Source organism: Clostridiales bacterium (assembly GCA_014799665.1).
Taxonomy (GTDB): Bacteria; Bacillota; Clostridia; order Christensenellales; family Pumilibacteraceae; genus Anaerocaecibacter.
This window is the reverse complement of the sequence record JAAVHP010000010.1, coordinates 71,625-95,873: the sequence shown is the minus strand read 5'-3', so window position 1 is coordinate 95,873 and position 24,249 is coordinate 71,625. Positions and strand designations below refer to the sequence as shown.

General features: G+C 52.0%; 14 protein-coding genes and 1 tRNA gene. 14 read left to right on the top strand and 1 reads right to left on the bottom strand.

The annotated features are described in order from the left end of the window. Positions 1-2 precede the first annotated feature (2 nt). The 8 genes from glgD (at position 3) to HDT28_04645 (ending at position 9,066) form a co-directional block, all read left to right on the top strand. Positions 3-1,112 (top strand): glucose-1-phosphate adenylyltransferase subunit GlgD, encoded by a 1,110-nt coding sequence (gene glgD / locus HDT28_04680; protein MBD5131870.1) that lies wholly within the window; start codon positions 3-5, stop codon positions 1,110-1,112. Between the two features lie 8 nt (positions 1,113-1,120). Next, on the top strand, positions 1,121-2,608 hold the full coding sequence (gene glgA / locus HDT28_04675) for a glycogen synthase GlgA (protein ID MBD5131869.1): 1,488 nt from the start codon (positions 1,121-1,123) through the stop codon (positions 2,606-2,608). 333 nt (positions 2,609-2,941) lie between these two features. Further along, the gene (locus tag HDT28_04670; protein MBD5131868.1) at positions 2,942-3,604 is read left to right on the top strand and encodes a hypothetical protein; all 663 of its coding nucleotides are present in this window, start codon (positions 2,942-2,944) and stop codon (positions 3,602-3,604) included. Between the two features lie 238 nt (positions 3,605-3,842). Beyond that, positions 3,843-4,370, top strand: a complete 528-nt coding sequence (locus HDT28_04665) for a cupin domain-containing protein (GenBank protein MBD5131867.1) — start codon at positions 3,843-3,845, stop codon at positions 4,368-4,370. Positions 4,371-4,448: 78 nt separating this feature from the next. Then, positions 4,449-5,954 carry an ATP-binding cassette domain-containing protein gene (locus HDT28_04660; GenBank protein MBD5131866.1) on the top strand — a complete coding sequence of 502 codons (1,506 nt, stop codon included), beginning with the start codon at positions 4,449-4,451 and terminating at the stop codon, positions 5,952-5,954. Further along, a complete protein-coding gene (locus tag HDT28_04655) occupies positions 5,944-6,801 on the top strand; it encodes an ABC transporter permease (GenBank protein ID MBD5131865.1) in 858 nt (285 codons plus the stop codon). The genes HDT28_04660 and HDT28_04655 overlap by 11 nt, the downstream gene beginning before the upstream one ends. Further along, the gene (locus HDT28_04650; protein ID MBD5131864.1) at positions 6,798-7,601 is read left to right on the top strand and encodes an ABC transporter permease; all 804 of its coding nucleotides are present in this window, start codon (positions 6,798-6,800) and stop codon (positions 7,599-7,601) included. Before HDT28_04655 ends, HDT28_04650 begins: the two co-directional genes overlap by 4 nt. A gap of 205 nt (positions 7,602-7,806) precedes the next feature. Further along, entirely contained in the window at positions 7,807-9,066 is a 1,260-nt protein-coding gene (locus HDT28_04645) for an extracellular solute-binding protein (GenBank protein MBD5131863.1), read from the top strand. A 313-nt stretch (positions 9,067-9,379) separates the two neighbouring features. Here HDT28_04645 and HDT28_04640 read toward each other — a convergent pair whose 3' ends face one another. Beyond that, positions 9,380-16,384: a hypothetical protein gene (locus HDT28_04640; GenBank protein MBD5131862.1), complete on the bottom strand. Its 7,005-nt coding sequence runs from the start codon at positions 16,382-16,384 to the stop codon at positions 9,380-9,382. 357 nt (positions 16,385-16,741) lie between these two features. Here HDT28_04640 and HDT28_04635 point away from each other — a divergent pair. The 6 genes from HDT28_04635 to HDT28_04610 all read left to right on the top strand — a co-directional run bounded on the left by HDT28_04635 (position 16,742) and on the right by HDT28_04610 (position 24,204). Further along, positions 16,742-16,819, top strand: a tRNA-Met gene (locus HDT28_04635). A 401-nt stretch (positions 16,820-17,220) separates the two neighbouring features. Next, positions 17,221-19,239, top strand: coding sequence for a signal peptidase I (locus tag HDT28_04630; protein ID MBD5131861.1), 2,019 nt, complete (start codon positions 17,221-17,223; stop codon positions 19,237-19,239). Next, positions 19,239-19,682 carry a DUF4279 domain-containing protein gene (locus HDT28_04625; protein ID MBD5131860.1) on the top strand — a complete coding sequence of 148 codons (444 nt, stop codon included), beginning with the start codon at positions 19,239-19,241 and terminating at the stop codon, positions 19,680-19,682. The genes HDT28_04630 and HDT28_04625 overlap by 1 nt, the downstream gene beginning before the upstream one ends. Before the next feature lie 90 nt (positions 19,683-19,772). Further along, a complete protein-coding gene (mnmG, locus tag HDT28_04620) occupies positions 19,773-21,614 on the top strand; it encodes a tRNA uridine-5-carboxymethylaminomethyl(34) synthesis enzyme MnmG (protein MBD5131859.1) in 1,842 nt (613 codons plus the stop codon). Between the two features lie 82 nt (positions 21,615-21,696). Continuing rightward, positions 21,697-22,608, top strand: coding sequence for a DUF1624 domain-containing protein (locus HDT28_04615; protein MBD5131858.1), 912 nt, complete (start codon positions 21,697-21,699; stop codon positions 22,606-22,608). Between the two features lie 9 nt (positions 22,609-22,617). Further along, positions 22,618-24,204 carry an acyl--CoA ligase gene (locus HDT28_04610; protein MBD5131857.1) on the top strand — a complete coding sequence of 529 codons (1,587 nt, stop codon included), beginning with the start codon at positions 22,618-22,620 and terminating at the stop codon, positions 24,202-24,204. The last annotated feature ends 45 nt before the right edge of the window (positions 24,205-24,249 follow it).

Genomic DNA, 24,249 nt, shown 5'->3' with positions numbered 1-24,249 from the left:
TAATGAAAACACTCGGCATAATTTTCGGTAACCTTCACGACAGGGATATAGGCGAGCTTACCGCTGTAAGGTCGATCGCTTCGGTGCCGTTCGGCGGCAGGTTCAGGCTAATAGACTTCGTGTTGTCCAATATGGTGAACAGCGGTATTTCCAAAGTCGGCGTTATTACCAAAAACAACTATCAATCGTTAATGGACCACGTGGGCAGCGGCAAGCATTGGGATCTTTCGCGCAAGAACGGCGGGCTTATTATTCTTCCCCCGTACGGCGGCGGGGATAAAGACTTGTACAGTCACCGTCTCGGCGCGATAAAGAATATAGAACAGTTTTTGCGTCACTGCGACGAGGACTACGTAATATTCAGCGATTGCGATAACGTATGCAATATGAACCTTGCAAACGTTGTTCAGGCGCATATAGATACTCACGCGGATATAACGCTCGTCGCGCGCAGAAAGAACCTTACTAACTTTAAGGCGCGCACAATAATCGAAGTAGATAGCGAGAATAGGGTCATAGGCGTAACCAACACGAGCAAGGCGAGCGGCGAGAAGATCGTTTTCGGGAATATCTTCGTAATGAACCGCAAGTTCCTCTTGAACCTTTTGGACACCGCGACCGAGCTCGGGTATACAAGCTTTACCGGCGACATACTCGCCGGCGGATGCAAGAAGTACGCGATCTACGCGTATATGCAGGACGGATACTTCGCGAACATAGACAGCATAGGTAACTATTACAAGCACTCGCTTGAACTTCTTAACAAGGAGATACGCGACGAGCTGTTCTACCGCGACGGCGCGAATATCTACACTAAGGTACGCGACAGCGCGCCCTGCCGCATAGGCAGCAGCGCCGTAGTATCCAATTCGCTCATAGCCGACGGCTGCGACATACAGGGCGAGGTGAGCAATTCGATTTTGTTCCGCGGCGTAAAGATCGCAAAAGGCGCGAAGATAACCAACTCTATAATTTTCCAAGACACGACGATATGCGAGGGCAGCAGTCTTAACTGCGTTATCGCGGATAAGCAGGTGACCGTGCTCGACGGCAGAACGCTGTCGGGGCACGAAACGCATCCGTACTTCATATCTAAGCACGCAGTTATATAGGAGTTAATATGGCAGCTAAAAAGCAAGCAACGAAATCGGCGGCGAAAGCAAAGCCGATAGATAAAAAGAAAATACTGTTCGTCGCGTCGGAAGCGTTCCCGTTCGCGGGTACTGGTGGACTGGGCGAAGTCATGGGCAGCCTTCCCAAAGCGATAAACGAAAGCGGCGAGTACGAAGCAAGAGTAATACTTCCGTTGTACGGCAGCTTCCCCGAGAAACGGCGCAATGAATTGCAGTTCGTATGTTGGACTTTTGTGGAGCTGTCTTGGCGCAGACAGTATTGTGGCTTGTTCAAGATACAAGAGGGCAATACCGTTTACTACTTTATAGACAACGAGTATTACTTTAAGCGCGACAGGCTGTACGGTCACGGCGACGACGGCGAACGGTTCGCGTTCTTCTGTAAGGCGGTAATAGACCTATTACCTCGGCTCGACTTCATGCCCGATATATTGCACTGCAACGATTGGCAGACTGCGCTAGTTCCTATCTATTATAAATTGTTCTATATGTACACCGACGGGTTCAAAGGAATTAAGACGGTATACACTATTCACAATATAGAATACCAGGGCTGGTTCAACCGCGCGGCGATAGGCGACGTGTTCGGCATACCCGAGCATGAGTTTGGAAGCATAGAGCATTTCGGCGAAATCAATCTTATGAAAGGCGCGATAGACTATGCCGATATGGTAACGACGGTCAGCCCGACGTACGCCAAGGAAATACTCACGCAGGAGTACGGGCGCACGCTCGATTGGGATCTTTGCCGCAACGAGCACAAGCTGAAAGGCATACTCAACGGCGTGAATACCGAAGCGTACAACCCAGAGAAGAATCCCGCGCTGTTCGCGCATTACTCTGTAAAGGACAAATCGGGCAAGGCGGTATGTAAAGCGGAATTACAAAAAATGCTCGGACTGCCCGTAAGAGCGGACGTTCCTATCATTGCCATGATAACGCGACTTGCTTCGCATAAGGGCTTGGATATAGTAAAAGCCGCTATGACCGAAATGCTGTCGCACGATATTCAGTTTATACTGCTCGGCACGGGCGAGAGCGATTACGAAAATTATTTTAGGTATCTTCAAGACGTATTCGGCGACAAGCTTCGCGCCGTAATTGCGTTCAATACCGATATGTCGCACAAGATATATTCGGGCGCGGATATATTCCTTATGCCCAGTCACAGCGAGCCGTGCGGACTCAGTCAGATGATGGCGTGCCGCTACGGGACTATCCCGATAGTGCGCGAAACGGGCGGGCTTAAAGACAGCATAACGGACGCGTACAACGGTGATTTCGGCAATGGGTATAAGTTCGCGCGGTACGCCGCCGACGATTTGCTTAATGCCGTCGACCGCGCGCTAGGGCTGTATAACGATTACCACGATAAGTGGGAAGGCTTAGTCGATCGCGCCATGCGTACCGATTTCTCTTGGGGGGCGAGCGCAAAAGAGTATATCGCCATGTATAACGATTTAATATCCAAATAATCGGCTACAACGCTTGAAATTTAGACGGGATGTCAACCCGAGTAGAACACATTTTTGCGGGCAAATCGTGCGTTATACTGCGTTAAAGCCCTTGCATAGCCGACCTAAGGCTAATGCTTCGGGCTTTGCCTTGTCTAAGCCCCCGATTTGCTATGCAAAAATGCTCGCTTTATAAGCTGCGTTTTTCGAGCCATTTGTCGACTTATCGAGTGAAGTCGTAGCCTCGGCGCTACGTCGAACGAGATAAGGCGGAAAAGAGCCGAATAAACGCGCTTATTAAAGTGTTCTACATGGGTTGACACCCCGTATGAAGTGTGATACAATATATCTACTATGAAAGGTAAATTGCTTATTATTTTTAAGTCGTCGCACGGATACGTTAAACGCTACGTGGATATTCTCGGCAACGCGCTCGGTTGCGACGCCGTACCTGTGGAAAAGCTCAAACCCTATATGCTTTCGGGCTACGACAAATATTTGTATATCGGTTCGCTTCGCGGCGGCGTTATTCAGGATTTCAAAAAGATGAACGACTATCTCGACGCCATCTACGAAAAGCTCGCTGTATGCGCCGTCGGGTTTACGCCGTTCAGCAAGGAACGTTGCGACGCGATCAAGGACGCGACGGTTTCGGTCTCTTACGAAAAGTTTCTGCCGCTGTTCTATGCGCAGGGCGGGTTCGATATGGAAGAACTGACCCGCACCGAGAAGATGCAGGTCGCTATGGCGGTGCGCCAGATCAAATCATCGTCCGTTATCAGCGAGGCAGGTACGGCTATGATAAACGCCGTAACGACTCCGCTCGACGAGGTTCGTCCCGTTCATATTCAGCCGCTTATAGATTATCTCGAAGGCAGAACGGTAGATGAGACGCTTTATTCGCCGGCGGAAATATCAGATCCCGAGGAGCGTAAGAAGTATTTCGAGGAGCTCGAAGCCGCTGCAAAGGCACCCGACAACAAAAAGAAAGCGCTTAAAAAGAAGCTTAAAGGATAATAGTAAGGGCGCAAGGCACAGAGTACAGAAAGGGTTAATATTTAATTATTATAACCGTTTGCGTATGCAGGCGGTTTTTCTTTGTAAAAAAATCGATATTATGCCCTAAATCATTTGACATATGTGCATATATACTATATAATGCAAAAGGTTTACTAAATGTAAACAAAAAGTTTACTAAATCTAATTTACATCTTTGGGAAGTGTTCAAGTGAACGAGAGCAATAATATTCCTACTATCGGGTCGAAGCTGCGCGATTTGCGGCTTAAAAACGGGCTTACGCAAGAGGAACTTGCCGACCGCGCCGAGCTAAGCAAGGGGTTTATAAGCCAGCTCGAAAACGACCTTACTTCGCCGTCGATAGCTACGCTTATAGACGTATTGACCCTGCTTGGGTCGAGCCTGTCCAAGTTCTTTGCCGACTACGACGACGCGCAGTTCGTGTATACGCCCGCCGATTATTTTGAAAAGGTGGACGACGACATCAAGATCAATTGGATAGTGCCGTCGGCGCAAAAGAACGCTATGGAGCCTATCACCGTCGAGCTCGAAAAAAATGCGGAAACCGACCCCGACGTTCCGCACGAGGGCGAGGAGTTCGGGTACGTGTTAGAGGGCAGTGTGGAGATCGTTTTGGGCGAGCGCACGGCAACAGCCAACAAGGGCGACACCTTTTACTTCCAGTCCGATAAACGGCATTATATAAGAAACGTTTTCGACGGGAAAAGCGTAGTGCTTTGGATATCGTCACCCCCTACATTTTAGGTCTAATTAGGATAGCCCTCATCCACCGCTAACGCGGTCCCCTTTCCCCAAATGGGGAAGATAAGTCAGGAGAAAATCATGGCAATTGCGACGAGAGAAAAGTTCGATAACATTATCGAAATCAAGAACGTGACGAAGGTCTTTGACGGGATAACCGCCGTAGACAACGTCAATCTTGCCGTAAGGCGCGGCGAGTTTGTGACCTTGCTCGGTCCGTCGGGCTGCGGCAAGACCACGCTTCTACGCATGATAGCGGGGTTCGAGCTTCCCACTTCGGGCTCGATATTCCTCGAAAAGCAGGACGTTACTACCATGCCGCCGCATTTGCGACCCATTAACACGGTATTCCAAAAGTACGCGCTGTTCCCGCACCTTAACGTGTTTAAAAACATAGCGTTCGGGCTCAAACTCAAACGTATCCCGACGGGCGAGGTCGATAAAAAGGGCAGACCGATTATGCGCAAGTTCACCAAGGACGAGATTGCGCAAAAGGTCGAGCGCGTGCTCAAACTCGTCAATCTCGAAGCGTACGGACACCGCGATATTACGGGACTTTCGGGCGGACAGCAGCAGCGCATTGCGATAGCGCGCGCCATAGTGTGCGAGCCCAAGGTCTTGCTACTCGACGAGCCGCTCGGCGCGCTCGATCTTAAAATGCGCAAGGAGATGCAGATCGAGCTTGCCGCCATGCACAAGAATATCGGCATAACGTTTATCTACGTTACGCACGATCAGGAAGAAGCGCTCACCATGTCCGATAAGGTTGTAGTAATGACGGATGGCGCGGTGCAGCAGTACGGTCCGCCCAAAAAGATATACGACGAGCCGGCTAACGCGTTCGTTGCCGACTTTATAGGCGAGAGTAATATTTTGTCGGGCGTTATGCGCAAGGACTTTTTGGTCGAGTTCTGCGGCACGGGCTTTAAGTGCTTGGATAAGGGTTTTGAAAAGGACGAGAAGGTCGACCTTGTCATTCGTCCCGAGGATATAATCATAAACGGCAAAAAAGGCGAGCTGGACGGCGAAGTAGTGTCTACCGTTTTCAAGGGTATGTACTACGAAATGGAAATACTCGCCGCCGATTATCAGTTCACGGTGCAGAGCACTGTCGAGCATACGCCGGGCGAAAAGGTCAAGCTCAATATCGAGCCCGACGGCATTCATATCATGAAAAAGCTTAAAACGGTCAACGAGTTTTCGGCGACCGTTACGGGCGAGAACACCGTCGAGTTCTGCGGCGGCGAGTTCGAGTTTAACAATACGCTCGACCTCGAACGCGGCGACGAGGTGCGCGTTTCCATACCGTTCGACAAGATCGAGCTTACCGACGACGAGGACGACGGCGTTATCGGCGCTAACGTTACGCAAACGCTGTATAAGGGTAGCTACTATCAGGTTCAGGTGTATACCGATGACGATAACGACTTCTTTATCGATACCGTGGACGAGTGGGATATCGGCGACCGCGTGGGTATTAAGATCGATCCCGCGGATATTTCGGTCGCGCGCGCCGAGAAGGCGGAAAGCGCCGCCGAGGAACAGGCTGCGGAAGAAACCGAGGAGGGCGAGACCGATGGCGAATAATACCGATACCGCGGTCATTGCGGACGGCGAGGGCCGCAAGCCCAAAAAGCTCAAAATACGCGGGATTAAGCGTTCGGCGTTCGCGCTGCCGTATCTTGCGCTGAGCATACTGTTCGTAGTCGTGCCCATGTTCATAATGCTGTACTACGCGTTCACCGACGGCGCGACGGGCGGCATTTCGGGCGCGAACTTCGTGCACTTCTTTTCCCGACCGAACATTATGGCGGTCATGGGCAAGTCGTTCCTTATCGCGTTTATAACGACGGTCGTGTGCTTCCTTTTGGCGTACCCCTTGGCGCTTGCGCTGTCGTCGTCGGCGCTCAACGGCAAGTTTATTATCGTAATGCTGTTCGTTCTGCCTATGTGGATCAACTCGCTTCTTAGAACGTACGCGGTCAAGATCGTGCTGTATATGCTCGAAATTTCCAATGCGTGGGTGGCGGTCACTATCGGCATGGTTTACGACTTTTTCCCGTTCATGCTGCTCCCGCTGTACTCGGTGCTGTCGGGCATGGACCGCTCACTTATAGAAGCTTCGCACGACCTCGGCGCGTCGCCGATAACGACGCTTTTCAAGGTCAGGCTGCCGCTGTCGCTGCCCGGGATTGTTTCGGGCGTGCTCATGGTGTTCATGCCTACGGTGTCGACCTTTGCCATATCCGACGTTTTGGGCGATACTTCCACATATATGTTCGGTAACATCATCAACCAGTGGTTCGCGAACAGCGGCGGTTGGAATATCGGGTCGGCGTACTCGCTCATACTTTTGGTGCTTATCGCCGTTACCGTTGTCATAGCCAACAAGCTGAGCAAGGGTCACTCCGCCGAGATAGGAGGTGTGCTGTGAATAAGAGAGTTAAGACGGGGCTTATTTGGACGTTCGTCGGCATTATGCTCGCCGTCATGTATATCCCTATCATTATATTAATAGTGTACTCGTTTACCGACGCTAAGGCGCTCGGCGTGTGGAGCGGGTTCTCGTTCGAGCTGTACAAGGATCTGTTCACCAACAGCAGTATCATGAACGCGTTTAAGAACTCGTTCATACTCGCGTTCGTGGCGGCGGCGCTTGCGACCGTGCTCGGCACGACAGCCGCTATCGGCATTTACTATATGCGCAAGTGGAAAAAGACGACGGCGAACTTTATCGCGAACATTACCATGGAGAACGCCGAGATCGTGACGGGCGTTACGTTCATGATGTTCTTCCTCGCGCTGCGCCTGCCGTACGGGTGGACGACGCTTATTATCGCGCACACCATGATAACCGTGCCGTACGTTATTCTGTCGGTCACGCCTAAGCTCGCTCAGCTCAATCCCAATCTTTACGAGGCGGGAGTCGATCTCGGGTGTTCGCCCATACGGTCGATGCTGACCGTGGTCGTGCCGCAGCTCATACCCGGCATGATAAGCGGGTTCGTCATGGCGTTCGCGCTCTCGCTCGACGACTTTATCGTTTCCAAGTTCGTCAACGGCAGTATCGAGACGATTCCCGTGTATTTGTATAACGCGCTCGCCAAGCGCGGCGCGGACCCCACGCTGAGAGCGTTGTCTGCGATACTGTTCGTGGCGGTGCTTGCGGTGCTTATCGCGCTCAACGTGGTTTCGGCTAAGCGTAAGAAGAAGGCGCTTATGGCGGCTAAATAACGGGAGCGTATTCATCGCGTGATACGGACTACGCAGCCACAGGCTGATTCGTTGCAAGCTATACACAACTATGAGATGAGCGACAAACCAAGGGACGTGCAACATTTGGTTGCCTTGGTCATGTAGGTGGGTCTACACTCCCGTCGCGCGCGTGCCGACTGTTGTCCGTCTGACGCGCGACTCCGCTCCCGTTAGGAGGGTGATTATGAAACTATCCAATAAATCAAGAAAGACGGTAGCCGCGCTGACTGCGGCGGTCATTGCCTGTGCCGCGCCCGCGACGCTCGTTGGGTGCACGGCGCGCGACGAGGTGCTTAGGATATATAACTGGGGCGATTATATCGACGAGGATCTTTTGCCCGAGTTCGAGGAATGGTACGAGGAGCAGACGGGGAAGCGCATAACGGTGCAGTACGATACGTTCGATACCAACGAGGACATGATAATGCGTATCGAGGTGCTCAATACCGATTACGATCTTGTTTGTCCGTCCGACTACATGGCGGAGCGCATGATCAAAGAAGGGCTGGCGCAAAAGATCGATCGGGATATTTTCGACATGACCGAGGACGGGTTCTTGTACGACGGGCTTGCCGAAATGGTCAGACCGTTCGATCCCGATAACGAATACTACGTGCCATACGTGTGGGGCACGTTCGGGATAATGTACGACACCGATCATATCGAGGCGGGTACAGAGGACATGAAGTCGTGGGAGGCTATGTGGTCGAGCGAGTATTCTAAGCGCATACTTATGAAAGACAGCGTGCGCGACGCGTACTCGGTTGCGAGCATTTACGCGAACCGCGACAAGCTATCCGCGCTCAGCGATAGTTATACTGATTATAATGAATCATACCAAGCCGAGATCACAAAGATCTTCTCTGAGATCTCAGACGCGAGTATTGCTCAGGCGCAGTCGACGCTTATCGAGCAGAAAAAGCTGTTATACAAGTACGAGGTGGACGACGGCAAGAACGATATGCTTGCGGGTACTACCGAGGCGTGGCTCGGGCTGTTCTGGACGTGCGATTCCTGCCTTATAATGCAAGAGGACGGCGGCGAGCATTTCTATTACGAAGTGCCCAAAGAGGGGAGTAACGTTTGGGTCGACGGCTGGATCATTCCCAAGTATGCGGGTAACGTCGAAGCGGCGAACTATTTTATTAAGTTTATCAATACCTACGACGACGAGTACGATTTTGCTATGCGGAACTTCGATTACATGGGTGCGTCCATGGCGAGCCGTGCGGTTATGGAAGACGCCAAGGCTGCGCTCTTGGAGGACGACGGCGAGGACGAGGACAGCTTGTTCTTTGAGAAAGAGGACTGGTTTAAGCCGATGTATATCGATATGCTGTTCCCGACCGAGGAGACGCTTGCGCGGTGCGGCGTTATGCGAGATTTCGGCAAGGCGCGCAGCACCGAGCTCGACAGTATGTGGATAGACGTTAAAACAAGCTAACTTACTTCTTTGAAAAGAAGTAAGCAAGAAACTTTTAGTGTCGGGTGTGGAATTGTGCGGGTGGTTTTTGCAAAACACCCGAATAAGAGCTTTTCGTAAGACGTTTCTCGACGTTGCTTTGAAAAGAAGTAGGCAAGAAACTTTTACGTTAAAATATTATAATATAAACAATACCGTCTGCTCTATATAGAGTAGGCGGTATTGTTTATTTAATAGTTATTTAACGTAAGTTTTCTTTGCTTACTTTCTTTCGAAAAAGAAAGTAAGAAGTTTTCTTTGCTTCTTTCTTGTTCACAAGAAAGAAGAGAAAAAATTACAATTGGCTGTAAGGCGTCCAGGCGGTGTAGTTTTTGATTTGACCTATCGTAGTTACGAAGTCGTACGTGCCGAGATTTCCCACGCTTTGTACCTTTATATCGCCCAAGCCGCTCGACGAAATGGTTTGCGTTTCTTGGTCTAGGTTTACGTTTCTTAGCGTTTCGGTCAAATTGATATTAACGAAGCTCATAATGTCTATTTTTGCAGTCAGCTTGCTTACGTAGTTGTTCGTTACAATATCGTCGTCGTCCTCGTTGTTCGCGCCGTTAAATATGATTTCGGCGTTTCCAAGCATTGTGTTTTGAGCTAATGCCTGTAAGTCTAAGTTAAAAGTATGATTTCCGTCGTTATAGTTATATCCGCCGAAGATATTGGCAAACGTTTTGGGCGTTGCGTTCGCCGAATAATCTTTTTTGATTTGCTCCTTAACCATATCTCTGAGATTTATAACAGCTAGGACTTTGGATTTGAACGGTATGAGATAGAATACGAAATTATCCATCAGCTTATCGGTATCGGACATCAGATTCGCCATGTCTTCGAGCGTATAAACGACGGCGATTTGTCTTGTTTTGTAGCTTTTAATTATAGTGCCCGTCGTGTACTCCTCCGCGCCGCTTATGTATATCTTGTTATTGAAGAAGAATAACTGGGTTTGGCTATCGTGAACATAGGTTGTGTTGCCGCTGTTATTTATAGTTATTGCGGCGGCTGTCATGAACTGCGGTAACGTTCCGGCGTTGCTTGCGATCAGTTCGAGCTTTTCTTCCTCGGTCAGCAAAGGTAAGTATTCGGTCTTACTCATAATCTTTACTTTTGCGTTGATGCGTATTTTTATATTGATTATATCGAGAGTGCCTAATGATATTGTAATGCTGACATTATCGGTATTGGAGCTGCTTGCGTCCGTGCTGCCGATTTCAAACTCCATCATACCCGCCGTATTCATTACGTCGTATAACAGGTGCTTGACCTTGGAGATATCCGAATAGTCGGCTTTGCCGTTGTTTTGGTTGTAATCGGCGGGAATTTCTATCTCTACCTCTGCGCCTGCTTCGAAGGGTAGGGCGAAGGTTTTGAGCTTAGCGGTGTTGACGTCGAGCCCGCCGACCGTGATTTCCTCTACGGTGTTCTTGACCGCGCCGTCCGTCATCTTTACGGTTACGTTCGACGTGCCTTCGGTCTGCGTGGTGACTTCGTTATCGATATCGGCGGACAGAATCTTGTGCGCGCCGCTTGTTTCGGTTTTGAACGATATACCGTTTACTATATCCTTGAACAGCTTGCCGTTTACCTTGCCGTCGCCCTGCGCGGGTTGTTCTTCGGGCTGTTCGTCTGCCGTAGCTTCGCCCGTCATTGCGTTCTTTGCAAGCTCGAACAGTTCGGTTGCTTCGCCTAATTGTTCGGCAAGCGTTTCGAGCTGTGCGGTCAATCCGTCGATACTGCCTGCGGTAAATACCGTGTTCCATGCTTCGCCGAGTTTAGCCGCGCCGTCCTTGGCGTAGTTCAAGGCTTTAACGCCGTTTTTGAGCGTTGCTTTTAATTCGTTAAGTCCCGCAATGTCCATCGATTCGAACACGGTGGTGTCGAGCTTTTGCACGTTTTCTTTACCGACGAGCTGACCGACCGTTTCGTCGTCCAAGCCCATTATGTTGAGCACTGCCGCAACGATCTGCAATACCGAGCGGTAGTCTATGGAAATGCGTTCGCCCGTGCCGTCCGCCGCCTGCTCGCGGTAGTCGACGAAAGCTAAGCCGTCGGGATAGCTGCTGTTGTTCACGACGTACAGGTCGAGATAGACGGGCAGGGTATTGCCGCTCGACCAAGCGTTGTAATTGCCGTCGGTTGCCGTTTGGATATCTATATAGATATGTGCTTCGAGATTGAGCTTGTATTTGCCGCTGCCCTCGATCGGCTTGCCGTTTTCGTCCGCTTGGTGTACGAAGCTGAGTTTGAGCGCCGACTTGCCGTCGATATTCTTTACGCTTATCTTTTTGGCGACCGCTTTAACGCCGTTTACAGTGAGCGGTTTATCTCTGCCCTCGGCGTCCTTGACCGCTTCGCCGTTCTCGTTCGTTTCGATAGCGAAGATTTCGTAATCGAATTTGAACGACTGCGCCTCGACGGTTATATCCTCGAATACGTTGTCGCCCTCGATACGCTCGTACTTGGTGGTAAACGTGCTTACGCCGTTGTCTATCGCTTCGACGAACTCGGCGATCGAGACGTAATCGGCGGCGGGCGCGGTGATTTCGATAGCTGTCGAGCCGATATAGTAATCGGTTACGTTGAAGCTCAGCCCGATCGCCTTGCCGCCGAGCGACAGGTTTGTGGTAGCGGTCGCGCCGCTTATGTACGCGCCGTCCTCGGTATATGTAAGGTGCGGGGTGGCGTTTACCGTCATGCCGAGCGCGTTGACGCCGACGGTAAGCTCGCCGTTCCTTGCGAGAACGTTGAACATACCGATGAGCGTTTTGAGCGTGCTGTCGCCCGCGATATTGCCGACCGACGAGAGCGTGAGCCCTATTACGTTTTGAATATCGCGCGCGCCCGAAATCTCGCCGAGCCGTTCTACAAGGAGCGAAATGCTGCTGAACGCGCTCGCGCTCGTGCCGCCGACAAGAAGCTTTTTGACCTCTTGCATTAAGTAGTGGTCCTCGTCCAAATAGTGGGTGAGTACCTCGTAAATACGTTCGCGGTCGGCGTCGATATCGAAGGACAGCTTGATTTTACCGCTGTCTACGTAAACCTTTTTGCCGACGAGCTTGATATTAACCTCCGTCGTATCGGCAGTGCCGTCGAACAGGTTAAGCTTGGCTTCGACCGCCAACGGGTCGAGCGATATTGCGACGGTGCCGCTTATATCGGTGGTCTTGCCGTTCCACAGCTCCGCCGTCGCGCCGAGATCGAGCGTTATGTATTTTGCGCCGTGTGCGCTCTCGATCAAATCGAACGCGGGCGCGATATACTCGGTCACGAGCGACAGCGGGATATAATCGGCTTCGTCGGTTACGGCTACCGTTTTCACGTCGGCGGCTTGTATGCCGAGATCGAGCGAATAAACTTCGCCGCTTGCCGACAAGGTTTGGAGCGTGCCGTTCTCGCCGTACACGGATGTGAGCGCAAGCTCGATAGAAGTTTCGTTGATTTGGATATTAAGCCCGAGCGCGGCGAGCTTATCGTCGTTTACAAAGTCGAGCGAGATAACCGACGAAACGTCGGGAATGATATCGGTAAGCGACAGCCCGAACCCGTTTTGCACGGGGTAGAGCGACGCGGCGTCTATAATTTGATCGAGTGTGGTGTTGAGAATCGCGTCGATGATCGCGGTCGCTTTTTCGTAAACGCCCGCTTTTATTCCGTCGATCTTTTCGAGGATATCGTAGATAGCGTTAAGCGAAAGCTGTTCGTAAATCTTGATGCCGTCGCCGATCGACGCGTAGATCTTGCCGTTCGTTATCGATATAACGACCTTAACGCCGCTTATCGTAAGCTCGGCTTGCGCCTGCAACCCGTGCTCGAAGCCGATATAAACGTTGCCCGAATAGGGGGTAATTACTTCGGTCCGTACTTCTTCGCCGTCGACCGAAGAAAGGGTATAGCCGTTTATATTGCCGCCGAGCGATACCGACATTGCCTTGCTCGAAAGGATATCGAGCGCGAGCGGAATGAACGGCTGCGCGGCTTTTATTATTTCGCTTGCTTGCGCGAACTCGCCGACGGGCGTGTTCACGCGATCGTTCGTCGCTGCTAAGCCCGTGAGCGAAGCTTTGACCTGTTCGCCGTCCACGCTCGTTATAAGCTCGATATTGCTCAAATCGAGTGCGAGCGTTACCGCGACCGAAAGGTCGTTACTGTCTATCACGGCGGTGAGTGCGCCGTCGGAGTACGTAAGCGAGGTGAGTGCGGACAGCGCGGTGTTTATCGTTTTGAGAACTTCGATATTGCCGTTCAAAACGGCGTCTATTATCTTTTGAATATCGGTCGGGATGATATCGCCGAGCGCGGTCAATAGCGCGGGAATATCGTCCGTACTGCCTACGATATTGATTTGCTTATAGGATACGTAAGCGGTTTTGCCGATAACCGTTGCGTTAAGACCGAGGTCCTGCATATCGAGCGAGGCTTTGAGCGCGCCGTCCGCAAAGTCGACGGTTATCTTCGCCGCATAGCTCTGCCCGAGCGCGTTTACCTGCATATCGGCGGCGAACGCTCCTGCGTCGACTATCTCCGCGGCTTTTTCGAGCGTTTCGGCGAAAACCGATATATCTATATATTCGTATTTATCCTGCGGCTCGTCTACCGTTACGCCGTCGGTGATAACCATGTCAGCCGTAATATCGATAGCATAGCCGAGCGCGGTGCCGTTTGCCGTGACTATCCCGTTTACGATGTCGACGGAAACGGTGAGCGAAATATCGTCGCCGCGCTTGATGTTTACGTAAAGCACGCCGTTTTCGTCGACGGTCACCGACTTGACGGAATCGAGCATTGTATTTATAAGCTTGGTAACGTCGATTGTTTGCTCGATCGTTACGTTGTTCATAAGCTCGGTTGCGGCGGGCTTGATCGCGCCTATGCTGTCGGCGTTGCCCTTGAATTTAAGCTTGCCGTTCGAAACATAGGTCGTGCCGTCCGCTACCGCGAAGTCGATAGCTTGACCGAACGCCGAAATGCTGCCGCAGGCGTTTATCTCGTCGCCCGAAATATCGATAGCGGCGTTGCCGGTAACCGAGTGTCTGCCCGCTTTGCCGCCGAGCGAAAGGTCGAAGCCTTTTGCTTGCGCGTACGGAATGGCGCTTTTTATAATCGCAGTGAGCTGAGCGAAGGTGATATACTCGGCGCCCGTGGGAACTTCCACCGCGCGGGGCTCGGGGTAGGCGAGGGCAAGGTCTGCCGAGGCGTTGACCTTGATGCCGAACCTGTCGAAGTCGATCCCGAAGTTCACGCCGCTCAGCTTGCCGTCGTCGCGGGTGAGCTTAATATCGATAGGCGCGGTGAGGAATTTTAAGCCGATACCGAGTTCGTTATCGGTGACGGTGAGCGAGTTTAACATATTTGTGTATTCGCTCAGTGTGGTGGGCATTATCGTTTTAAGCGTTTTAACGAGCGCGTCGACGTCCATGCCGCTGATCGCTTGTATCGCTTTAAGTAGGTCGGGGAGATCTTCCGCCGTGCCGCGCGCGTCGATATTGCCGACTTTTACGTAAACAACGTCGTTTACGTACTTGACGGAAAGGTCGACGCCGAGCATAGATAAAACCGCGTCGGCGGTTATTCTGTCGGTCGTGTCGATATACGCGGTTACGCCTACGGTAGCGCCCTGTGCCGCGATATTGCCGCTTACGCCGAACGTTTTGCTCGTTGCGGTCTTGATGATATCGGGGATAAAGTCGAGCGCGCCTTTAAGGTTGACCGCGCCGTCGGTCGAGGGTGCGGAGAATGCTTGTTTGAGCGGTTTCGCTTCGATCTTGATCGTTTGACCGAGAATTTCGACAACACCCGATATCGATTGAAGAGCTTTGTCGTCGTCGCGGATATAAATGGATGCGTCGATATTCGCTTTGCCGAGCGACGGATCGATAACGTCGAGGTCGAGGTCGAAGGGCATACGGATACGGGTAACGCCCTTGTCGCTCGTCATTTCGCAGTCGTTGAACACGCGCCCGAGCATATCACCGCCGAAAATTTGGGTAACGTCCAAGTCGAGCTTGGGCAGGGCGGACATGAGCGCCGCTATATCCGCGTTGCCCGAAAGCGCCGCGAGGTCGCTCGCTTCGATATAGCCGTTTACGTTATTGCATTTTATATTTACGCGGTCGTCGGCGTAGCGGAAGTACAGCGAGCCGATTAGCGCTTGAATATCGAGGTCCTTTATGTTGACCGAAGCCTTTACGTTGTACGCCGAAAGGTAGTCGTTCTTTATATCGAGCGAAAGATCGAGGTTCTTTGCTCCGCTTATGTAATCGGCAAACGCGCCCGCGAGATAGTCGGCGGGCGAGGACGAGCCTGCGGGAATTTCCGGCGGGGTGAACCCGTCGAGCTTGGCTTGCTCTACGAACGGCGTGAAGAAATCGCGTTCGGGAACTTCGCCGTTGGGATCGTCTATCTGCGTGAATATTTCGGTGACCTTGCTCGTGCAGTTCATTGCACCGAGTACGGGGATCGCTATGTCGTAGTTCTCGACTACCGTTACGTACAGCGGAGTCCAGTTCTCGTCGATACACACGGTGAGCGTGACCGCATAGAACTTGGGGTTCTGGTCGGCGCCGCCGAGCGTTCTGACCTCGTTGCGGTAATAAATGGAGCTTTTGTCGGCGTCGAGGGTGAGCTCGAACAGGTAATTGCCGTCCTCGCCGCGAACGAGGTTTTCGGGAACGTAAAAGTCGAAGCCGAACCCGTCGTCGCTTTCGTCGCTCGACGTGAGAACGCCGTTCGCCTGAGATTGCGTTTGCGGCGCGTTAAGGTCTTTAACACCGAGGATCGTTTCTTTGGTTACTACGTATTTGCTGAGCTGGTTGGGTACGGTGCCGTACGCCGCGCTGTAATCGTCGTAGCTCATTGCGTACGCCTTGTCGCCGTAGGTCGCTTTGCCGTTGCTGACCGAGGTCGACGGGCGGAATATTATAATGCCGTTGTCGGCGTATTTCTGTTCGGCAAGGTTTTTGAGCGAGGACGAGGAGATCGTTTCCGCGTAGACTATACCGTCGCCCGTTGCAACGCGGGTGTTGTGAATGCTCTGAGTGTAAGAGGATATGCCAAGGTCCGCCGAACTCGCACCGTCCGATACGCCCTTAAAGAAGGACGCGTGGTGGATCTTGTACGCAGCGAATTGAAGGTTGGATATAAGGTCGTAATCGCTCGGCGTGCCGCTGTCGGGCAGCTCTTTTTCCATGACTATCGTTTCGCCGAAGCCTGCTTTATGTATAGTCCCGTCGGACTTGAAAGGATCGGTAAAGCCCGCAAGCACACCGATGACAAGAACTATGATCAAAGACAAAATTAATATTTTACGTCGCTTAAAGAACGTGGATTTCTTCATTAAAGATTTGGGTTGCATATATCCTCCGAAACGAAGTTCGGCACAATTTAATTTAAAAAGACCGAAAAGACTGAAATAGTCGTTGTCTTAATGCTAATTGTAACATTTTATGCCGCAAAAGTCAATAACATTTAGACAAAACCGAGAAATTTTGTTGAAAAAGACCTAAAAATCAATTAAAAATTAAGAATTGGCAATTAAAAAGCGAGGATAAAATTCGAATTCGGCAAAACTCGCGCCGTAATTGTCATATAATAAGTGTGAAAACGGTTGACAAACGTGGTTTTTAATAGTATAATACATAAACACGATTGATGCGGGGTGGAGCAGTTAGGTAGCTCGTCGGGCTCATAACCCGAAGGTCGCGAGGTTCAAGTCCCGCCCCCGCTACCAAGACTCCCAAGACGAAAGTCTTGGGAGTCTTTATATTGGGGCGGACTTGAACCCTAGGGCGTGAGCGTTAAGAAAATATGCCTGTGGCATATTTTCAGCGAACGCGCGAGCCGCTGTACGGCGAAGCGGGCGGGTTGCTTAGCAAGCCGCGCCAGTCCCGCCCCCCGCTATAAAAACTCCCAAGGCAAAAGCCTTGGGAGTTTTTATATTAGGGCGGTGAGCGTTAAGAAAATATAAGCGTAAGTTTTCTTTGCCTACTTTCTTTCGAAAAAGAAAGTAGGTTTTTTGCAATCGAAATTTCATAAGCCTATTGACAATCGGTTTATCGGGTGATATAATTATAAAAGACTGAAATTACGGTGCGGGCTTATGACCGCGCTTTACATACGGGGGTAGGACAGATGGGAGAGATTTCGACGTCCGAAAGCGGTAAAACGAAAAAGAACAAGGGCAAGGCGCGCAGGATAGCTTCTTGGTGCGGGCTTGCCGTGCTGTTTGCAATTTGCGCGGCGTTGCTTGTTCATTCGCTTTTGTGTATATTCATGGACGGGTACTATCCCACGTTCGGCGGGTATCGGCTTATTGCAGTAGTGACCGATTCTATGGAGCCCGAAATCCCCACGGGCGATATGATCGTGACGAAGGTGCCCAATAGCTCCGACGAGATTAAGGAGGGCACGGTCATAACTTTCGAGGTCAAGGACGGAAACAATACATATCTTCTTACTCACCGCGTGACCGCAGTGCGCGTAGACGGCGAAACGGGCGGTATCTCTTACACGACCAGGGGCGACAACGCCGACGGCACGGATAGGATCCACCCCGAGTTCGAGGACGTAGTGGGTATCTATACGGGCAACCGTTGCGGCGTGTTTGGATACATATTCGGGTTTATACAGTCGAGCCAGGGCGCTATCGCGCTTATCGTTATAGTGTTCATTATTATCCTGACAGTTATTATAATTTGGTTTGTTAATAAGGTCACAACCTGGCGTAGGATAGCGATGGAAGCGCTTCAAAAGAGCGGCTCGATGCTGTCGGGCACCGATAACCCGCGCGCCAATACCGTTGCCGACGTTCTGGGTATAGTTTCCAGAGACCCCAAGAACCGTCTCGATCTTAAACGCAAGAACAAAAAGCTCGAACGGTTTATGCGTACGGGCTCGCTTCCGAGACGCCCGTACAGCGATGACGTGGACGATCACGCCGAGCCGGATATGCCGCAGAGCGAACCCGCTCCCGTTCAGGAGCAGCAGCCCGTGCAGGAGAACACGGATACTGCCGTTGCTACGCCCGAGGTCGCGCCTATCGAGAGCGCCACGCCCGCACCCGAACCCGTACAGGAAGCGGTGCAGGAACCCGCGCCCACGCCCGAACAGCCGCACGATATTGTGGACGAACTCGGCGAGGTCGCGGCGACCACGCAGGCGGCGGTCGATTCTACCGCAAAGATACGGTACGACTATACCTGCCGCGCGCGGCTCATTCAGCTCAAACCCGAGGGCAAGGACTTCTATTCGCTTATCAAGAACGAGCTTTTGTCGTATGCCAAGGTTTCCGCCGAGGACACCAAGAGCTTCGAGAAGTACACCGTCGATAAAAATATCATTGCGCGCATAACCGTGCGCGGCAAGACCCTTAACGTCAGCCTTGCGCTCGATCCCGACGATTACGTTGATACCAAGTACAGAATGTGGCGGAACAAGAACAACACGCCCGCCAAGCTCAAAATTACTTCCGCTCGCCAAGCGGAGTACGCGATAGAGCTTATCGCCGATATGATGAATTCGCTTGGGCTTTCCAAAAAGCGCAACTACGAGGCGCAGGACTTCTATATGCCTTACGAGGGTATCGCTTCGCTATTGTCGAAAGGACTCGTTTGGCGCAGAAAGGTGGTTATACCGCGCGTCGTAGAGGAATGCGAGCGGCTCAGCTACGATATGACCTTGTCGGCGCGGCTCTCTCAGCTAGACAAGGACGACAAGGTGAGATATTCTACCGTCAAGAACGAACTTTTGTCCTACGAAAACGTGCGCATAAACGAGGGCAAGCGTGCCGAAACGTATATGATAGGGCGTAAGACGGTCGCAAAGATCAACGTCAGCGGCAAGACGGTATGCTTGCTCCTTGCGCTCGATCCCGAAAAATACGCGGACGGTAAATTTAAGGTTGCCGCGCTCAACAACCCGAGAACGCCGCTTAAATTCAGGCTGTCTGGCGACGAACGCACCGAGTACGCGCTCGAGCTCATTGCCGACCTTATGGCGGGCGAAGGCACGATCAAGAACGAAAACTACGAACCGACCGATTTCCGTCCCGAGTACGAGAATATCGTTGCGCTTATGAACAAGGGTCTTGCCAGGCGCAAGCTTACCAACAAGACGCAGGAGTTTGCCGTCGAGCTGGTTAAAAAGAAATAGTGGAAAGACCAGCCTGCAAAACATATTTTTGCCTAGTGTTCGACTTCGACGTGAAAAAGAACGCCGCTTCGCTGAAAGCGCGGCGCGACTGCACGCCCGAAGAACTCGGCATATATAATAAGACCGAGGTCGAGAGGTTTATCGTCGATAGGCTCGGCGTCGTGCCCGAATGGCGCAGACATCGGTTTATTTTGGGCTGTAACGAGAACTACGACGTGGACGTGAACGTAATGCTTCGCGCCACGTTAAAGGACCTGTTTGGAAAAGAAGATATTATAAAGCGCGCGTGCGAACAGTTCGGCGTTTCCGCTGCGCTCGTCATCGTGCCGTATATCGTAGCCGACTCGGACGAGCCACATCAGCTTCTTTCGCTCGATAGAGATATTATAGATTTTATGTCGCGGTCGGGCATGGCTATGGACCTCGATTATTATATAATATAAGATAACGGGATATCGATTGACTTCTTTCTCATTAGGTGATATCATTATAATCACCGTAAAGCGGTCAATCTTTTTTGTTTAGTCAGGTTTATGTTATTTTACGACGCGATAGTAGTAGGTGCGGGGCACGCGGGGATAGAAGCGGCGCTCATACTCGCCAAAACGGGCGTTAAAACGCTCGTGTGTTCGATAACCGTCGACAACGTCGGTTATATGGCCTGCAACCCGTCCATTGGCGGCACGGGTAAGGGTCATCTCGTGCGCGAGCTCGACGCTCTCGGCGGGTTTATGGGTATCGCAGCCGACGCGTGTGCTACGCAGATCCGTATGCTCAATTCGTCCAAGGGACTTGCCGTGCGCTCGCTCCGTGCGCAAGAGGATAAATACAAGTACCACGCTTTTACCAAGCGCGCTTTGGAGTGCGCCGAAAACCTGACAATGCGGCAGGACGAGATCAAGTCTATCGCCCATAACGGCAAGGACTTTACCGTCGAATGCGTGACGGGCAATATTTATTGCGCAAAAGCGGTCGTTATCGCTACCGGCGTGTACATGGACAGCACCATCATTTGCGGTCGGTCGGTGGAAAAGCGCGGGCCCGTTTGCTTTTGCCGCAGCGAGTATCTCGCTCGGTCGCTCGGCGCGCTCGGGTTCGAACTAAGAAGATTTAAAACGGGCACGCCCGCGCGGCTACTCGGCAGGTCGATCGATTTTAACAGGCTCGAAATCCAGTCGGGCGACGACGTGCCGTACACATTTTCGGCACTCACCAAAAAGCAACCGAAGAACAGCTCGGTGTGCTATCTCGGCTACACCAACGAGCGCACGCACGAAATTATCCGCGCCGCGCTTTGGAATTCGCCGCGCAAGCTCGGGCTTATTACGGGCACGGGCGCCAGGTACTGCCCGTCGATAGAAGATAAGATAGTAAGGTTCGCCGACAAGCCACGCCATACCTTCTTTTTGGAGCCCGAGGGCGAGGGTACGGACGAGTGGTATATCCAGGGCATATCCACCTCGCTCCCGCCCGACGTTCAGCGCGAAATGTACCGCTCGATCGAGGGGCTGGAAAACGTGGAAGTAGTACGCGACGCATACGCAATTGAGTACGAGTGTATTGACGCGCGCGAGCTTTATCCCACGCTCATGTCCAAACGTATAGAGGGCTTATTCTTTGCGGGGCAGGTCAACGGCACGAGCGGGTACGAGGAGGCGGCGGCGCAGGGCGTGCTCGCTGGGCTTAACGCTTCGGCGTATATTACGGGCGGTGAGCCGCTAGTTCTCGACCGCACGAACAGCTATATCGGCGTAATGGCGGACGACCTGGTGACGGTCGGCAGCGACGAGCCGTACCGTATGCTGACGGGCAGAGCGGAGTGCCGACTGAGCTTGCGGCAGGACAACGCCGACCTTCGGCTTACCGAGCTTGTTGAGCGGTTCGGCACGGTATCGCCCGAGCGCAAAAAGCTGTTGAACAAAAAGAAACGCGATATAGAAAAATGTCGCGAGTTGCTTAAAGTCAAACCGCCGTTCGAGGTGGTCGAAAAGCTGTTCGATGTGGCGGGCGAGGAGAACGCGCGCCGCGATATGACGGTGGAAGAAATACTGCGCCGCCCCAATATCACGCTCGAACTGTTCGACGAGTACCTTAACGTTTTCGACGGTACTATGCCGTCGGCGCGGCTCGAAGTGTACGCGGCGGTCAGGTACGACAGCTATCTCAAACGCCAGTCCGCCGAGCTCAAAGAGAAATCACGGCTTGAAAATATGCGCTTGCCGCACGACCTCGACTACATGACGGTCGACGGGCTGAGAATGGAAGCGCGCGAAAAGCTCAACGCCGCTAAGCCCCTGTCTATCGGTCAGGCTTCGCGCGTGAGCGGCGTCACTCCCGCCGACGTGTGGGTGCTTATTAATAAGTTTAGAAATTAATAATAAAACAGATAAAATTATCGGCGCGGTAGCAATCGTTATTTTCTTTACTTATTAATCAAAATAATGTATACTATAAATTATGAAAATCGCGACGGCGGCAAAACCTATATTCAAAGACAAAAAGCGCAGAGTGTGGGAGCTTGACTTTTTGCGTGGGTTCGCCGTTCTCGCTATGTGCTTCGATCACTTAATGTATGATTGTTCGCACCCGAAAGATTTTTTTTCAAACTTTAAGGTCGGCGTAAACAGCTTTGCCGACGGGGTTTATAAATTTGCGGTAAGCTATTGGAAATCGACAAGCGATTACGGGTTCAGGTTTTGGGCGCACTATTTATTCGTGTTCCTATTCCTCTTTCTTGTCGGGACAAGCTGTGCGTTCTCGCGCAACAATACGCGCCGCGGCGCGCTGTGCGGCATTGCCGCGCTCGTGTTTACGGGTGCGACCTTCGTATGTAAAGCGATAGGGTTCATGGAGGATGGCGTGGTGTTCGGCATACTCGACTGTATCGCCATGAGCATACTCTGTACCGCTGCGCTCGACAGCCTTACAAACCTCGGCGCATGGATAACCTCGCCGACCCCTACCAAAAAACAAAAAGCGGTCGTTAAGGCGGGCGAATATATCAATCTTTACGCGCCGCTCGTTTTGGGCGCGGTAATTTTATTCGTCGGGATTTTTAACCAATTCTGGACGATACAGTTCGATAGGTATTTTACCGACGAGCATTTTTTAGGATATATTTTCGGCAAGTACGCGTTCGGCGACGACTGGTTCGGGCTGTTCCCTTACCTCGGCGCGGTGCTTATCGGCACGTACTGGGGCAAGGCGGCGTACAGTACGCGCGCGTCGCTGCTTCCCGCGCTCGATGGGAAGTGGCACAAGCCGGTTATCTTTGTCGGACGGCATGCGCTGATTTTTTATTTTCTTCACCAGGTCGTGCTTGCGGGACTTTTTATCCTTATCGGGCTGTGCATGGGATTTTCTTTGTAGGGAGCGTTTATGTTACTTTATCAATCGTTAAAAGACGCATATAAAAAAGACGGCGAGTGGACAGCGTTTACCTACATGGGTAAGAGCTTTTCGTATGCTCGATTATTTTCCGCAATAGACGAGACAGCGGCGCGGTTGTCGTCGCTTATTAAAGAGGGCGACGTCGTTACGATATGTATGCCCAACACGCCCGAGTGTGTGTATTGCTTTTACGCTATCAACAGGGTGGGCGGTATCGCGCACATGGTGCACCCGCTCGCGCCGCTCAACCAGCTTAAAAAGTTCATGGACAAGGCTAAGTCCAAGCTGCTTATAACTTTATCCATCAATCTCGAAAAATACGCGCCGCTTACCGATTTGTATCCTATTATTTCCGTTCACCCCGCGCGCTCGCTTTCGCCGTTGCTTCGGTTCTTGTTCGATATTAAGGTCAAGCCGTACAAGGGTGATATGAAAGGCATTACGCGTTTCGACGAGCTTAACCCCGTCGAGCTTCCCGCTCCGCCCGCGCGCGACGGGAACAGCGTGGGCGTGTACCTGCACAGCGGCGGCACAGGCGGCGAGCCTAAGATCATAGAGCTCAGCGACGAGTCGATAAACGCGCTTGCGCGGCGCGGGCTGGAAGCGCTCTGCATAGATGACGCGCACGGAATGTATATGCTCGCGGCGCTGCCAATGTTTCACGGGTTCGGGCTTGCTATGTGCATACACACAACGCTCTCTTACGGCGGCGTGAGCGTGCTCATGCCTAAGTTCGAGCCCAAGACGACCGTCAAGCTTTTAAAGAAAAACAAAATGCACTTTATAATCGGAGTGCCCAATCTTTTTCGCGCGCTGCTCAAACAAAAGGACTTTAACGGCGCGGCGCTCAAAAATCTGTACGTCGGGTTCGTGGGCGGCGACTGTGCGCCGCAGGATCTCTTGGACAAGTTCAACGAACGGTTAGAGAGCGCGGGCGCAAAGGCGCGGCTGTTCGAGGGCTACGGACTGACCGAAACGGTCACCGTTTGCGCCGTCAATAATTACGATCATAACCGCACGCGTTCTATGGGATATATGCTGAGCGACCTAGACGCGATCATCGTCAACCCCGACGGTACGACGCCGCTTGTGGCGGGCGAGAAGGGCGAGATCGCGATCGCGGGCGACACGCTCATGCTGGGGTATCTCGACGCGCGGGAAGAAAACGAGCGTGTGTTCTTCGAGCACGACGGAAAGCGATATGTGCGCACGGGTGATTTCGGCTACGTGGACGAGGACGGCTATCTGTATTTTATTCAGCGGCTGAAACGTATTATAAAGATTGCGGGGATAAGCGTTTATCCCAAGGAGATAGAAGCTTCCGTGCTCGAAGTCGACGGTGTCACGGGCGCGTGCGCCGTCGAGTACAAGGATCACGGCAAAACGCGTATCGCGCTCTACTATACGGGCAAGCCGCAGGACGAGAACGCGCTGCGCAAAAAGATAGAAAGCGATCTGTCGCACTACGCCGTGCCGACGATAGTCGAGCTTATAGACGCGCTGCCGCTGACGGCGGTTATGAAAATCGATACGATCGCGCTTTCAAAGCGCGCCGAAAGCACATTCATCGCGTGATACGGGCTACGTTTGGTTCGGCGGCTTGGTCATGTAGGTGGGTCT